The following is a 14,918-nucleotide window of genomic DNA, read 5'->3' as shown; positions in this document are numbered from 1 at the left end:
ATTCGCTGAAAATCTGCCAATAAATATCCGTAGAAAAATCAGCCTAAAAAAATTTGGAGATATGCTTGAATGAAAAAAATAAAAGAAATACTTAAAAAACGCAATCTTTCAACCACTAAAAACCGAAAACGAGTTGGTGTCATTATTCTATTTTTAACCAGCTTACTTTTCTTACTATTTACAATTCGCTTTTCCTATATTTTACTTACAGGTAAAGTGGCTGGAACCAATCTTTCTGAAAAAACCAAAGATCTTTATGAAGTTCATGAGATTCTAGAGGCTAAACGAGGATCGATTTTCGATAAAGATGGCAATGTATTGGTGGAAGATTCTAGTGCGTTTTCACTATACGCTATTTTAGATCAAAACTATACAGATTTAGACGGTAAAAAATTGTATGTTCAAGAAAAAGATTGGGAGACAATTGCTGAAATTTTTGAAAAATATGTAAAAATAGATAAAGAAATAACCTTAAAACAATTAAAACCTAGTGTCAATGATCAAGGAGAAACTGTCACGACTGTTGAGTTTGGAACGAACGGTAAAAATTTGAATTTTGAAACGAAAAGAACGATCCAAACTGAACTAGATAAGAAAAAAATTTCAGGTATTTACTTTAAAGAAGAGAAAAAACGTGCGTATCAAGTCGGAAATTTTGCTTCCTATTTTGTGGGTTACACTCAACAAGATAAAAAAGGAAAAGAACAGGGTGTCATGGGGATTGAAGAGGCATACGACGATAAGCTATCTGGTAAAAATGGCTCTAGAAGTTACGAAAAAAACTCTGCGTTAGGCGATGTAAAGCCTGGAAGTGTGAAAGAGAAGAAACGAGTTGATGGGAGTGATATCTACACCACATTGGATACAAATCTACAGTTTTATTTGGAGGAGCTTCTAGATGATGCTGCGCAGAAGTATCAACCAGAGCATATCACGGCAACTTTGATGGAAGCGAAAACTGGAAATATAGTAGCAACTTCTCAACGACCATCATTTGAATTAGATACAAGAAAAGGCTTAGAAGATCCTAATACTGCTCGTTGGAGTAATATTTTAGTAGAAGATGTCTATGAACCAGGATCAACGATGAAAAGCATGATGATTGCAAGTGCGATCGAAGAAAATAAATTTAACGAAAGTGAACAGTTTAATTCAGGAAATATCAAAGTCGATGATACAACGATCAATGACTGGAATAGCGGTGTAGGTGATGGACCGATGACGTTTAGACAAGGTCTAGCATGGTCAAGTAATGTTGGAATGGTGACACTTCAAGAGCGGATGCCTGACTTGTGGCAAGAGTATCTTAAAAAATTTGGTTTTGGTCAAAGTACAAATTTCGGTCTAGCAGGTGAAGCTGCGGGAGAAATTCAGAACAAGACAACAGTAGATAGAGCAATGACATCTTATGGTCAAGGAATCTCCGTTACTCACTTACAAATGCTTCAGGCGTATACTGCAATTGCTAATGGTGGAAAAATGCTGAAACCGAACATTATAAGTAAAGTAGTTTCTTCAAATGGAAAAGAAACAGTTATTGAACCAGAAACCGTGGGGACTCCAATTTCAAGCGAAACTGCTGGGAAAGTCTTAGAATATATGAAAGACGTTACCACAGATCCTAAGTATGGAATGGGGAAAGAATACGCAATAGATGGATTGAATGTCTCTGCAAAGACTGGGACGGCAGAATTCTTTGAGAATGGTAAGTATCAAAAACAAGAATATTTACACTCTGTCGTTACGATCACACCGACCGAAAATCCTAAGTATATATTTTATATGACTATTAAAAAACCTTTATTACAAGGTGTTTCTGCTAACACTATTATCGCTGATGTAGCAAATAAATTAGTAGAACGGGCAATAATCGCCAATAGTTAAAGAAAAACGAACAAACCATTTAATAAGGTTTGTTCGTTTTTAATATTTCGAGTAATTTTTCATCTGGTGTAACATAGAGTGTTTTTTGATTCTCATAAATAACATAGCCTGGTTTAGCACCGTTTGGTTTATGAACATGTTTGACCTGAACATAATCAACTGGGACTTGAGCTGAGAGGCGATATTTCGAATAATAAGCCGCAAGATTCGCTGCTTCCAAAAGAGTTTTCTCAGAAGGCTCAGGATCTTTGATGATTACATGGGAACCAGGAATATCTTTAGCATGTAGCCAAATGTCAGTTTTTTTAGCTGTTCTAAGTGTAAGCTGATCATTTTGAAGATTATTACGACCGACAAGAATCAAGCTGCCATCGCTTGAGTAAAATTCTTCTGGTTTACTTTTTTTGAGTTGTTTGTGTTTTTTTACACCACGTTTTTTGACGTATCCTTGTTCAATCAATTCTTCACGAATCATTTCGATATCCATTGGCCCAGCAATTTCCAATTGCGATAGAACGGATTCTAGGTAGCTTATTTCTTGATTTGCCTGCTCAATTTGACCATGAACAACTTTAACGGCATTTTTGAGCTTTTGATATTTTTGGAAATACTTTTGTGCATTTTGATTTGGGGTAAGGGCTGGGTTTAATTTAATTTTCAATAACTGATCCTCTTCATAATAATTCGGCAGTTCAACAAATTCAGCACCTTTTGGAACTTGAGTCATAAATGTGGTTAACAATTCACCATCACGACGATAATTTTCGGCATGTTCTGTATCTGCTAATGTTTGCTTAAGTTTCACCACTTTACTTTGGTTTCGTTTCAATTCATTTTCAATTTTATGGATCAATTCGCCACCTTGTTGTTTAACGCGGTCTTTTTCAGCTTTTCCACCATAAAATGCATCCAGTAATTCACTTAAATTCTCAAAATTTTGTTGTTTTCCAACTAGAGAGTTAAAAGGAAGAGGTGTAAAGTATTCTTTTTTCTCAGTGAAGGTTAAAGTAGGAGAAATGTCACTTGTAAGTGAAGACCAAAATGATTGCCATACAAGCATCTTCTCGTTAGGACGTTCATTTAAACGCAAAGCTAATTCATCAGCAGTGTCTCTACCTAGGCCTTGGAATTGACTTTGCAAATATTTTCCATTGATTTCACTTGTCATTGAAAGAATTTCAAAGACTTTTTCTTTACTTACTAAAAATGGATTTGGTTGATCTTGTTTTGGCGGATCGATATATTCCATGCCTGGAAGTAAAGAGCGGTAACTATTTTGAGAACTACCGATGTGTTTAATCGCATCGAGAATCTTACCGTTTTCTTTGTTTATCAAAACAACTGTACTGTGTCTGCCCATCAATTCGACGATCAGGACAATGTTTTGTAAATCACCTAGCTCATCTCTTTTTGCGAAAGTAAAATGGATCACCCGATCATTATCGACTTGATGAATCTGTTCTAAAATGGCACCTTCAAGAAACTTACGCAACATCATCACAAAATTTGGCGGTGTGTCAGGATTAGCATAAGCGATTTCAGTCAGTTGGACCCGTGCATAACTTGGGTGAGCTGATAAAAGTAATTTATGATTTTTCCCTTTAGTGCGGATAACTAAAATAATTTCATTTTCATAAGGCTGATGAATTTTTGAAATTCGGCCTGTGGCTAAAGTCTCGGATAATTCGGAGACCATTGCATGAGTAAATACGCCATCAAATGACATAAACATCCCTCAATTCTATATACATAATAATACTATTATAACGGAGTTCTTTTTATTTATAAAGGAAGGGGAGAATAAAAGCCTAAGAATGTGAAATTGATGAATCTATCTAGTAATTGACTGCGCTTTCTTTTGTTTTTTAGTATAATAAGGGTAAAGTTATTTATCTAGCTACAAGGGCTAGCTCTTCGTAAAAAAGATAAAATCTGCCTGTAACAAAAAGCATCATAAACAGATTTTTTTATTTTTCGGTCAGAGCTGAACGAGTCTGCTACACTTTCAAATTAGGAGGAACAAAAATGGTAAAAAGATTGATCAGTGCAAGTTACAGTGAAGTCGCAAAAATGACAGCAGAAGAGTTAAAGCAGTCGATTAAAGCGAGTGAAGGACGGACGATTTTGTCTGAAAATGTCGTTATAGCGTCCCCGCAAGCTGGTGATATTAGTAATGCCGAAGTTGCGGCAGCATTTGGAGCAGATTTGATTCTGTTAAATGTTTTCGATTGTTTTAACCCGATCGTACAAGGAATTCCTGGTATGTCTATGGAAGAGGTTATGAACTATTGGCAGAATCCAGAAAAAAATAAGATTAACCCAATTCCTATTTTAAAAGAACTGGTAGGTCGTCCAATCGGCGTGAATTTGGAGCCGGTTGATGACTCATCTGCAATGTTTAGTGATAAACTCACAATTAGTAATGGTCGTACAAGTTCAAAAGAAACGATTCAAAAAGCCGAAAAAATGGGGATTGATTTTATTTGTTTAACTGGAAATCCCGGCACTGGAGTAACGAATTTAGAGATTGCTAAAGCGGTAAAAATCGCAAAAGAAAACTTCTCAGGATTGATTATTGCTGGAAAAATGCATAGTGCAGGTTCTGATGAACCGGTTGTATCGACGGAAGCTGTCGAAGCTTATGCAAAGGCTGGAGCAGATATTTTATTAATGCCTGCTGTTGGGACAGTTCAAGGTTTTACAGAAGAAGATATGAAAGCAGCGGTAGCAATTGCTAAAAAATATGATCTATTGACAATGTCAGCAATCGGAACGAGTCAAGAAAGTGCAAATAAAGAAACGATTCGTCAAATTGCATTGACGAATAAAATATGTGGAGTAGACATTCAACACATTGGCTATGCTGGCTATGGTGGATTAGCTCCAGTTGAAAATATTTATGAAATGTCGGTTGCGATTCGTGGAATGCGTCATACGATCAATCGGATGGCTCGTTCGGTGAATCGATAAATAAAAAGAGTGAGTAACAAAAAAATGTTACGCACTCTAAAACTTGATAAACGGTGGCCAAAAGTCAGAATCTTCGGTAATTTCGTAAAAAAGCGAGCAATACAAAAAGCGTATTGTTCGCTTTTTGTATTGCTCGAACCTAAGCGACTTTTGGCTTAACCTGTTTTTTAAGCGTCATTCCAGACAGATTTAGCAGTATCAACAACTAATCGTACTTTCGCCCATTGTTCATCTTCAGTCAGATGGTTCCCTTCCTCAGTAGAGGCAAATCCGCATTGGGGAGAGAGACAAAGATTAGTTAGCGGGATGTAGGTTGCAGCTTCAGAAATTCGTTTGCGTAAGTTGTCTTCTGATTCTAATGTAGGAAACTTAGAAGTGACTAAACCAAGGACTACCTTTTTTGCAGGACCGTTTTTATAGATTTGTGCTAACGGTTCAAATCCTCCAGAGCGCTCATCGTCATATTCTAAGAAATAGCCGTCAATATTTAAACGTGCTAAATAAGTAGCGACATGATCATAAGGACCTGCAATAGCCCAGTCGGATTTGTAATTGCCTCGGCAAACATGCATTGTGATTGTTAAATCCTCAGGTAAATCTTCCAGCAATTGATTGACTACAGAAACGCCGGCTTCACATTGTTGTTGCCAATGTTTGATCTCTTCTTCAGTTTTAGCATTTTCGATAAAGCCTGTGTACATTCCCCAAGAAGTATCATCTAATTGGAGATAACGGCAACCTAAATCGTAAAATTTCAGAATCGTTTGATTATAAGCCTCGGCCAAGTCATCAATAAAGACTTTTTCGTCGGTGTAACTCGCATAGGTGAATGTATCACTTTTACGGTTGAAAAGTAGTGTTGGGGAAGGAATTGTTGCTTTCGCGATGATCCCTTCTGGTGTATGTTCGTTTAAAAAAGTAAAGGCTTCAAAAAATGGATGATTTGGATTGAATGTGACTTTATCTGAAATTTGATAAGAAGCGGCTCTTGTTTCTACTTCATTAAATTGATAACCATGTTCGGGTGTTGTTTGTTCAACGCCGTTTAAGCCCCAAAGAAAATCTAAATGCCACCAACTACGGCGAAATTCACCATCAGTTACGGCTTTTAAACCATTTTTAATTTGGTTATCAATTAGTTCAATGATAGCTTGATCTTCGATCTTTTTTAAATCTTCAGCAGATATAGTTTTATCTAAAAACTGTTCTCTTGCTGTTTTCAATGCATCAGGTCGCAAAAAACTTCCTACCTGATCGTAACGAAATGGAATTTCTTTAATGTTTGTCATTTTGTTTCCTCCTTTTTTTAAGCGTCTTGCCAGACAGTTTTAGCAATATTTTTTACAAGTTCAATTTTTTTCCATTGGTCTTCTTCAGTCAAATGGTTCCCCTCATGAGTAGACGCAAATCCACATTGTGGTGATAGACAAATTTGATCTAAAGGAACAAATTGACTGGCTTCGTTGATTCGTTTAATAATAGTAGATGGTTCCTCTAACTGACCATTTTTCGTTGTGACTAGGCCTAAAACGATTCGTTGCTGTTTCAATTCTTTAAGTGGTTCAAATCCACCAGAACGTTCATCGTCATATTCTAAGAAGAAACCGTCAAATGCTTTGATGGAAAATAAATTTTTGGCAATTTTTTCGTATGAGCCGTTATAAAGCCAATGGGACTGGAAATTTCCTTTACAAAAATGGAAGGTAACAGCTAAATCAGCTGGTTTATTTTCTAAAGATTTTTCAGTTACTTCTTGGAAATCACTTAATAATTGATCGGCATCCAGACCATTATCTTTGATCATTTTACGGAAACGTTCATCAAATAATCCGCCCCAACTTGTATCATCCAGTTGCAAATAGCGACATCCAGCATCATAGAAAGCTTGAATCGCGTCTTGATATGTTTTGATTAAGTCTTTTTTAAATACCTCTAAAGACTCATAAATTGGATTTTCATTGTATTGTTTTGACAAAATCAGTGAATCTAAAAAGATCATATTAGGACCAGGGATCGTTTGTTTAGCTAGAATTGGTGCTGCATGTTTTTGAGTAAAACGAAAGTGGTCTAGAAAAGGATGATCGTTTGAAAAAGACAAAGGACCACTGACATAAGTCCCTTGAGCATCAGTTGTGATACCAAAAGCGGTCGTTTGAAAATCATAAACAGTGATACCCTTTAACCCTGCAATAAAGTCTAAATGCCACCAACGACGTCTGAATTCACCATCAGTAACAGCGTGTAAGCCAATTTTTTTCTGCTTTTCAATCAAGTCGATAATCGCTTGATCTTCGACTTGGGTCAATTCCTCTTTAGAAATATCCCCATTAACAAATGCTGCTCGTGCAGTTTTTAGGGGTTCTGGTCGTAGAAAACTCCCTACGGTATCATAACGAAAAGGGACGGTTTGCTTGTTTTTTGTCATAATTGTTCCTCCATTATTTTATTAGACTTATAAAAATACAAAAAAAGCCCAATACTTTTTCGCAAAAGTAAAGGACGACTGATCGTGTTACCACCTTTAATTCAAAAATCTCTTACAAGATTTTCCTCAATAGGTACGGATGATATTCATCGATACCATGACGCTGTAATGGGCGTTCCCAATAAACTACTCAAAGACCATCTTCCTATTTTCAAAAATTATCTCTTTTCAGCTACCGAGACTCTCTCATCAATTTTATAAAAATAGTACTCTTCTTTTCATCGTATTTTAATTTATTCATCATTAAGGAAAGTATAGGCTAGGGGTCGTATTTTGTCAACAGGTGATTTTATTATTGTTGTTTTTTAATATTTATATATGTTTTAAAAGAAAATATTCTATTTTTTGTTAAAAATAACGGGAGCATTATTTGTTATACTAGGCAAAGGAATGAACTACTAGTATAATAGGGATATAAGTAGTAGAGGAGAGAACACATGAAGAAAAATTTTATTGATGTTAAAGATGATTTTGTGGCTACTATAAATAGACAGAAAAAGCTTACTGCCATTATTTTAGCTGTGATTGTTCTATTTATTATAAGTTTGTTTATAGTAGTGCCTAAAGTACAAGCAAATATTCGTGCTTCAGAGATCAATTCTTTAGTGAATCAAGATAAACTGACAAAAAAAGCAAATTTTTTAAATGCTAAAACTGCAGATAAAGAAATCAGTGAAAAGACGGCAATGACTGTTTTGTTTTCAGTACCAAGTGGAAAAACTTACGGAGAAATCATCGATGTGCTAAAAAGTTCTAAGCAAATGAAAGAATTTAATCATAGCATTTATATCTACCCAATCGTTTATGATGCACAGAAGATTGAAAATAATTATAAAATTAAGAAGGATGATGTGACGATTGTCTTTTTTGAAAATGGCAAAGAGAAAAATAGAGTTCTTATTGATGAAAGTCTCGACATAAAAACAATGTTGATTCCAAGTTTAAATCAGTTGCCACTACCAAGTGTAGAAAAAAATATTCAACCGCCAGCCTCTTCAACTTCAACAGAAGCAACAACTGACACGACTCAAACAATAGAAGAAGAACAATCAACTGGTGAAGAAGAACAGCCGGTAGAACAGACAGTAGATCAATCTGTTGAAGCTGATTCAGTAGCGCAATAAACCAATTTTAGAAAGAAGGGCTTGATATGAGAGAATTTATTCTATTCAGTTTATTAGGACTTTTGATATTGAAACCTAGATTACAGCGTGTATATGTAAGAAGTGAACGACGTGACAAACGCTAAATGGCGGACTTTGGCAACAGATTTATTAAAAAAGAGGACTCAGCCTAATACTGAGTCCTCTTTCAATCGTACTACATCCAAAAAAATCCGATTAAATGAAAATATTCGTTTGATTCCTTTTGATAAACTCCGCAAAGAGTCTTTAAAATGGTATCAAGATCCAGACAGTATGCGTAACATTGTCGGAATAAAAATCACATATACGAAAGAACAAATCAATCAAATGTATGAATGGCAAAATGAACATGGCTTACTTTATTATATTGAGTATATCAGTAATGATCGTTCTCAAATAATAGGAGATGTTTGGTTGGCGGAAGATGACTATGCGATTGTAATAGATCGATCTTTTAGAAATCGCCATATTGGTCGAACAGTCACGAAGTATTTCATTTATAAAGCTAAAAGGTTGGGACGAAATTTTATTACTGTTAGTGAAATATTTAATTGGAATAAAGCATCTCAAAAAATGTTTACACGCTTGGGGTTTTATCCTTTCCAAGAAAATAAGGATAGTTGGAGTTATCGTAAACGATTGAAAAAAACTCAAAAGTCAAAATATTCTTAGTTTAGCCCTTTTTTAGACTTGACGAACAATTTCTCTTTAGTGTAAACTGACTGTATTAGAAAACTATAGGAGTGATTATATGAATCGACTATCAAAACCAATCAAAGAATTGAATAGTTCATGGCAAAACTGGCGTAGATAGTTGTATATATGATACTCTCATAGATACAACTTTAGAAGACAAATTCTAAATTTTGTATCTATGTCGGCTTTTTCAAGATGAATTTTTGACCGCATAGATAAGTGATCTATGTGGTTTTTGTTTATAGAACAACGACCACTCCTTTATTAGGATTTGTCGTTGTTTTTTTATTTACTGCTATTGAGTTTGTTTCATTAAGTATTATCTGGCTTTCAGAAAAAATACTGCCATTGATTGCTTTTTTCTGTTAAGACAGAATCAATCCATTCAGCTTTTAAATTAGGAGGAAAATAGATGAGAAAGAATCGTTTATCAGTCGTTGTCGTTATTATCGTTATTTTTTTAATTGGGTCATTTTTTGTAGAGAAGAAAGAAACAGCCAAGCAAAAGCTACCAACAGTTGGTGTACTACAATTTGTTAGTCATCCTGCTTTAGATCAAATTTACAAAGGAATTCAAGCTGGATTGAAAGAAAAAGGCTATGAAGACGGTAAAAATATGACAATTGTTTTTCAAAATGGGCAAGCTGATCAAAGTAAGTTGACCACGATGAGCCAACAATTAGTCCAAGAAAAAAAATCAGATGTCCTAGTTGGAATTGCCACACCAGCAGCTCAAGCACTTGCTAATACAACATCAGAAATACCGATTGTTTTAGGAGCGATCACGGATCCTGTCAGCGCAGGATTAGTAAAAGATAATCAACAACCAGGAGGTAATATTACGGGTGTAAGTGATAAATCACCAGTTGATGCTCAATTTAAATTAGTAACGGAATTATTGCCGAAAAGTAAAAAAGTCGGAATTCTCTATGCCTCTTCTGAGGAAAACTCAAAGTATCAAGTTGAAGAAGCAAAAAAAGTTGCTGAGAAAAAAGGCTTATCTGTAAAAAGCTTTGCGGTTCCTTCCAGTAACGAAATTGCGCAAACGGTTCAAGTAATGACAAGTGAAGTAGATGTTATTTATATTCCTACTGATAATACCATTGCCAATGCGATGCAAACTGTAGTCAATGAAGCCAATAAATCAAAAACGCCAATTATTCCATCGGTCGATACAATGGTTGAACAAGGTGGACTGGCTACGGTGGGAATCAATCAGTTTGATCTAGGTGTTCAAACTGGAAAGATGACAGCAGATATTTTGTCAGGTAAAAGCAAGCCTGCAACAACACCAATTTATACCTTTAAAACGGGTGATATTATTATTAATCAAAAGCAAGCAGAAAAACTAGGGATATCCATACCCGAAAAGATCAAATCAGAAGCAAAAATTATAGAATAAACATAGGGAGAGGATAACATGATAGTATCGGCAATTGGACAAGGAATGTTATGGGCAATATTAGGATTAGGAATTTTTATGACTTATCGTATTTTAAATTTTCCAGATATGACGACGGAAGGGTCATTTCCGTTAGGAGGAGCGGTTTGTGTTACGGCAATTACTGCTGGAATCCATCCGGTTTTAGCGACTTTACTAGGTGTTTTGGCAGGGATGTGCGCCGGACTTGTAACAGGCTTATTGTTTACTAAAGGAAAGATCCCTGTGATATTGGCGGGGATTCTGGTGATGTCGGGTTTGAACTCGGTGATTCTTTATGTCATGCAAACACCCAATTTATCATTGTTGAATAAACCAAAAATCCAAGATTTCTTTTTACAACTTAATTTACCTAATTATTATGATATTGTATTTTTAGGTGTGATTTTTCTTGTAATCATTATTTGTTTGTTATTGTTTTTCTTTAATACGAATTTAGGACAAGCTTATATTGCAACTGGTGATAATGAGCATATGGCGCGTTCAATTGGAATCAAAACAGATTCAATGAAAATACTCGGTTTAACCTTATCAAATGGCGTGATTGCTTTATCAGGGGCATTGATTGCTCAAAATGATGGATACGCGGATGTCAATAAAGGCACTGGGGTCATTGTCATCGGATTGGCATCGATTATTATAGGAGAAGTGTTGTTTGGAGAATTGACGTTTGCAGAACGCTTGGTGGCAATCGTGGTTGGAAGTATTATTTATCAACTACTTATTCTAGCTGTTATCAAACTTGGGTTTGATACAACTTACTTAAAAATCTTCTCAGCGGTGATCTTAGCAGCCTGTTTAATGATTCCACAACTAAAAAAAGCATTGAAACTTCACTTTCTACCACAAAAGGAGGGAGAAAAATGAGTACAGTTTTAGAACTTAAAAATGCAACAAAGTATATCGATAATGGTTTGAACGAAAGAAAAGTGATATTAAATCATGTGAATCTAAAAATCAATCAAGGCGAATTTGTCACTGTATTGGGCGGTAATGGTGCGGGTAAAAGTACGTTATTTAACAGTATTGCTGGAACAGTAGCACTAAGTGAGGGCGATTTGTTTATCAATGAACAAAATATTACTGCCTATTCTGAAGAAAAGCGTGCCTCATATTTATCCCGTGTTTTCCAAGATCCTAAGATGGGCACAGCGCCAAGAATGACTGTTGCCGAGAATTTATTATTAGCATTACATCGAGGGAAAAGAAGAGGATTGAAGTTACGAAAAATAAATGAAGAGAGAGCACTGTTTACAAAAATTTGTAGTGAGGTCGGAAATGGATTAGAAAATCATCTAGACACACCGACAGGAAACCTTTCTGGGGGTCAAAGACAGGCGTTGAGTTTATTAATGGCAACTTTGACTAAACCTGAATTGCTCCTTTTAGATGAACATACAGCAGCACTTGATCCTAAAACCTCCAAGCAGTTGATGCTGTTGACAGAACAACGGGTCAAAGAGGGGGAGTTGACTTGTTTGATGATCACTCATCGTATGGAAGATGCTTTACATTACGGAAATCGATTGATCGTATTACAAAAAGGTCAAATTATCAAAGATTTAAACAAGGAAGAAAAAGAAAAACTAACCTTACAGGATTTACTGTTATTCTTTGAAGAAGAAGCAGAAGAGATTTCAATTGAATAGAGAACAAAGTGTAACTGAGGGAAAACCGCACAATGCGTTTATGCATTGTACGGTTTTCCCAAGTTACACTTTCTATTTTTATCAAGAATTTTTCATTGGCGTTTTATTTTTATCCAATAAATTTTTTAACAGACGTTCAACGATTCCAGTGACCATAAAGCCAGCAGCAATCGCACCAGCAGTCATGATTACCTTGATGATAGAATGGACACCGTTGACATAATCGCCTAAAACAATATTTCTAACAGCTTGATAAGCTGGTCCTCCAGGAACGAGTGGGACAAGACTCGGAATATTGAAAATTGTCATGGGCATTTTTTTTCTGCGTGAGAAGTAAATACTTAACAATCCAATACCAATTGCACCCAGAAAGTTAGCAAAAATGCCACCTGCTTCTAGATTTTCAGTAGACCAATAGATCATCCAGCCTACAGCACCAGTGATACCACAAGCATTTAAAACTTTTCGAGGTACATTTGTAACAATTCCGAAAGTTACTGTACTTAGGTAACTAAATATACAATGAATAACTACTTCCACAGTCATTTCTCCTTACATAAATAATTTAAAAACAATTGCGATACCGATACCAATGGAACCCGCAACAAAGATTGCCTCAGTAGCACGTGCTGTCCCACTTAATAAGTGTCCTGCTAAGATGTCTCTGAATGAATTTGTAATCGCGACACCAGGCACCAGCGGCATGACAGCGCCAATAATAATATTATCGATATTTCCAGCTAAGTGGAATCTTACTGCTAGATAAGCTAACAGACCAATTGTGAAAGCAGAAAGAAAATCATCTAAAAATTTGATGTTCAGCCATTCCTTGGTAAAATAAGCAACCGTAAATCCAATCATTCCAATGAAAAAAGTAGCTAAAAAATCATTCCAATTTCCACCAAAGATATACATTAGCGTACAGCTGACGATTCCTGCTGCTAAAATTTGCAAAGGAACAGAATAAGTTGGCGCTTCATGATTGATATTAGTAAGTTTTAGATTAAGTTCTTCCAATGAAATTTCTTTATTGGCAAATTTTCTTGAAAGATTGTTGACGATTGCTACGTTTTCTAAATTAATACTGCGTTCTGTGACATTTTCTAATTGGGTGTAATTACTGGAACGAAATCCCATAAACAAACCAGTGGCGGTAACATAACTAACACTTTCTTTTTGCCCAGCATTTTCAGCGATTCGATTCATCGTATCTTCAACTCGATAAACTTCAGAACCACTTTCAGTCATGATTTTGCCAGCCATCAAACAAGTATCTAAAATAAGTTGTATATTTGATTGTTTCTTTTCATCCATGGATCAAAAACTCCTTACAATAAAAAATTTGCAGTAAAATCAGTGTATCATTTTTTTTCGCTGTTTGAAATGGATAGCGCGATTTACAAGAAAAAAACACTAAAAAATTGAATGTGCAATATTTAGAGTTTCCTTAGAATTATAAAGAAACACTAAAAAATTGTAGGAAACTTCACAGATAACCAAAAGATCCTTGCTTTTTCTAATTAAAAGTCCTATCCTTATAGGTAACAAACCAAAGGGGTCTAGATATTATGGATAAACAATGGTCACTTTATTCAGTAAGTAGTCTGATTTTACTTGTATTGTTAAAAAGAACATTCGATCAAGGACATTTAGGGTTAAGTGCAATTTTACTTTTTCTCTTACTGATTCAAGTGACAGGAACCGTTATCTGTGTTCATCAAAAAAGACATAAAAAAGAAATCCCATCTTCTAAATAAGAAGTGGGATTTTTTAGTTCTATTTTTAAACTAAAGATTAAATCAAATCAAAGTGTTTTAAAGCGTGAACAATGCCGCCTTCAGTATTTTTCTTAGTGATAAAACTAGAACGCTCTTTTAATTCATTACGGGCATTTCCCATAGCGATTTTGTTATCGCAAGCCTCAAATAATGCAAGGTCATTGATACCATCACCGAAGGCAAAAGTGGGCACATTTGGTAAATTCAATGTTTTAAAAAGGTTTTGGACGCCACTTCCTTTAGAAACTCCTTTTCTAACCGTATCTATTGAATAGGGACCATTTCGATAAAAGGTCATTTCGGGAAAATGTTCTAAATAATGCTCATCGCCATCTTCAGATAAAACGAGCATCATATTAACTGTTTTTCCATCTAAGCTAGAACGATCGATTACAGGAACATCTGAATGGATAAAAGCGTAGGCACTTTGAACAATCTCATTGTGACCAGAACACCAAATTTGCTGATCATTGTAATAGGAGATTTCGTGACCTAAACTTTTAACATGCTCATACATTTTTAAACACTCTTCAAAGGTGAACTCATCTGAATAAACTTTTTTTCCTTCTACTTGAATAAACTGACCATTCATAACGATGGCAGAATCAATTCCGCTATCTTTCATGATATGTTCAATCTCTACAATTGTTCGACCTGTTGCAATCAACGGTAAGACATTGTTTGCTTTTAAGGCACTGATCGCATCGGTTATTTCTGTAGTAATTTGTGACTTCTCATTCAATAATGTTCCATCTAAATCAAAAAAAGCAACTGCTTGTATATTTTCCATGAATTTTCAACGTCCTTTCATCCTTAATCTTATCAAAAATTGAATAAAAGACAAAGCTTTTTTGAAGAAAGGTAGAAGTT

Annotated in this window: 14 protein-coding genes; 8 read left to right on the top strand and 6 right to left on the bottom strand. The window is 35.3% G+C overall.

Annotation, left to right across the window (positions count from 1 at the left end; genetic code table 11):
• Positions 1 to 69 precede the first annotated feature (69 nt).
• Complete coding sequence (locus A5821_RS03975; protein WP_086313287.1) at positions 70 to 1,884, top strand: penicillin-binding transpeptidase domain-containing protein; 1,815 nt, start codon at positions 70 to 72, stop codon at positions 1,882 to 1,884.
• Positions 1,885 to 1,903: 19 nt separating this feature from the next.
• Here A5821_RS03975 and efbA read toward each other — a convergent pair whose 3' ends face one another.
• Entirely contained in the window at positions 1,904 to 3,610 is a 1,707-nt protein-coding gene (gene efbA / locus A5821_RS03970; RefSeq protein WP_086313285.1) for a fibronectin-binding protein EfbA, read from the bottom strand.
• A gap of 299 nt (positions 3,611 to 3,909) precedes the next feature.
• Here efbA and A5821_RS03965 point away from each other — a divergent pair, with 299 nt between their 5' ends.
• Positions 3,910 to 4,854: a PEP phosphonomutase gene (locus tag A5821_RS03965; RefSeq protein WP_086313284.1), complete on the top strand. Its 945-nt coding sequence runs from the start codon at positions 3,910 to 3,912 to the stop codon at positions 4,852 to 4,854.
• 167 nt (positions 4,855 to 5,021) lie between these two features.
• Here the strand turns inward: A5821_RS03965 and A5821_RS03960 are convergent, their stop codons facing one another.
• Together A5821_RS03960 and A5821_RS03955 are read right to left on the bottom strand one after the other, a co-directional pair.
• Positions 5,022 to 6,143, bottom strand: coding sequence for a 5-methyltetrahydropteroyltriglutamate--homocysteine S-methyltransferase (locus tag A5821_RS03960; RefSeq protein WP_086313282.1), 1,122 nt, complete (start codon positions 6,141 to 6,143; stop codon positions 5,022 to 5,024).
• 17 nt (positions 6,144 to 6,160) lie between these two features.
• Positions 6,161 to 7,279 (bottom strand): 5-methyltetrahydropteroyltriglutamate--homocysteine S-methyltransferase, encoded by a 1,119-nt coding sequence (locus tag A5821_RS03955; protein ID WP_086313281.1) that lies wholly within the window; start codon positions 7,277 to 7,279, stop codon positions 6,161 to 6,163.
• Between the two features lie 497 nt (positions 7,280 to 7,776).
• Between A5821_RS03955 and A5821_RS03950 the strand changes: the two genes are divergently transcribed.
• From A5821_RS03950 to A5821_RS03930, 5 genes are all read left to right on the top strand, one after another.
• A complete protein-coding gene (locus tag A5821_RS03950; protein ID WP_086313279.1) occupies positions 7,777 to 8,463 on the top strand; it encodes a hypothetical protein in 687 nt (228 codons plus the stop codon).
• A gap of 111 nt (positions 8,464 to 8,574) precedes the next feature.
• Positions 8,575 to 9,156, top strand: coding sequence for a GNAT family N-acetyltransferase (locus tag A5821_RS03945; protein ID WP_086313277.1), 582 nt, complete (start codon positions 8,575 to 8,577; stop codon positions 9,154 to 9,156).
• 436 nt (positions 9,157 to 9,592) lie between these two features.
• Positions 9,593 to 10,582 carry a tryptophan ABC transporter substrate-binding protein gene (gene trpX, locus A5821_RS03940; RefSeq protein ID WP_086313275.1) on the top strand — a complete coding sequence of 330 codons (990 nt, stop codon included), beginning with the start codon at positions 9,593 to 9,595 and terminating at the stop codon, positions 10,580 to 10,582.
• Between the two features lie 18 nt (positions 10,583 to 10,600).
• Positions 10,601 to 11,488, top strand: coding sequence for an ABC transporter permease (locus A5821_RS03935; protein ID WP_086313274.1), 888 nt, complete (start codon positions 10,601 to 10,603; stop codon positions 11,486 to 11,488).
• Positions 11,485 to 12,270 (top strand): ABC transporter ATP-binding protein, encoded by a 786-nt coding sequence (locus tag A5821_RS03930; RefSeq protein ID WP_086313272.1) that lies wholly within the window; start codon positions 11,485 to 11,487, stop codon positions 12,268 to 12,270. The genes A5821_RS03935 and A5821_RS03930 overlap by 4 nt, the downstream gene beginning before the upstream one ends.
• An 81-nt stretch (positions 12,271 to 12,351) precedes the next feature.
• Here A5821_RS03930 and A5821_RS03925 read toward each other — a convergent pair whose 3' ends face one another.
• Both A5821_RS03925 and A5821_RS03920 read right to left on the bottom strand, forming a co-directional pair.
• Positions 12,352 to 12,810, bottom strand: coding sequence for a threonine/serine exporter family protein (locus tag A5821_RS03925; protein WP_086313271.1), 459 nt, complete (start codon positions 12,808 to 12,810; stop codon positions 12,352 to 12,354).
• 12 nt (positions 12,811 to 12,822) lie between these two features.
• Positions 12,823 to 13,584: a threonine/serine exporter family protein gene (locus A5821_RS03920; RefSeq protein WP_086313269.1), complete on the bottom strand. Its 762-nt coding sequence runs from the start codon at positions 13,582 to 13,584 to the stop codon at positions 12,823 to 12,825.
• A 254-nt stretch (positions 13,585 to 13,838) separates the two neighbouring features.
• Between A5821_RS03920 and A5821_RS03915 the strand changes: the two genes are divergently transcribed.
• Positions 13,839 to 14,027, top strand: coding sequence for a hypothetical protein (locus A5821_RS03915; protein WP_086313267.1), 189 nt, complete (start codon positions 13,839 to 13,841; stop codon positions 14,025 to 14,027).
• A gap of 37 nt (positions 14,028 to 14,064) precedes the next feature.
• Here the strand turns inward: A5821_RS03915 and A5821_RS03910 are convergent, their stop codons facing one another.
• Positions 14,065 to 14,838 carry a Cof-type HAD-IIB family hydrolase gene (locus A5821_RS03910; protein ID WP_086313265.1) on the bottom strand — a complete coding sequence of 258 codons (774 nt, stop codon included), beginning with the start codon at positions 14,836 to 14,838 and terminating at the stop codon, positions 14,065 to 14,067.
• Between the last annotated feature and the right edge of the window lie 80 nt (positions 14,839 to 14,918).

The sequence above is a fragment of the Enterococcus sp. 7F3_DIV0205 genome (assembly GCF_002141365.2).
Classification (GTDB): domain Bacteria; phylum Bacillota; class Bacilli; order Lactobacillales; family Enterococcaceae; genus Enterococcus_L; species Enterococcus_L palustris.
This window is presented reverse-complemented; position numbering and strand designations above follow the sequence as displayed.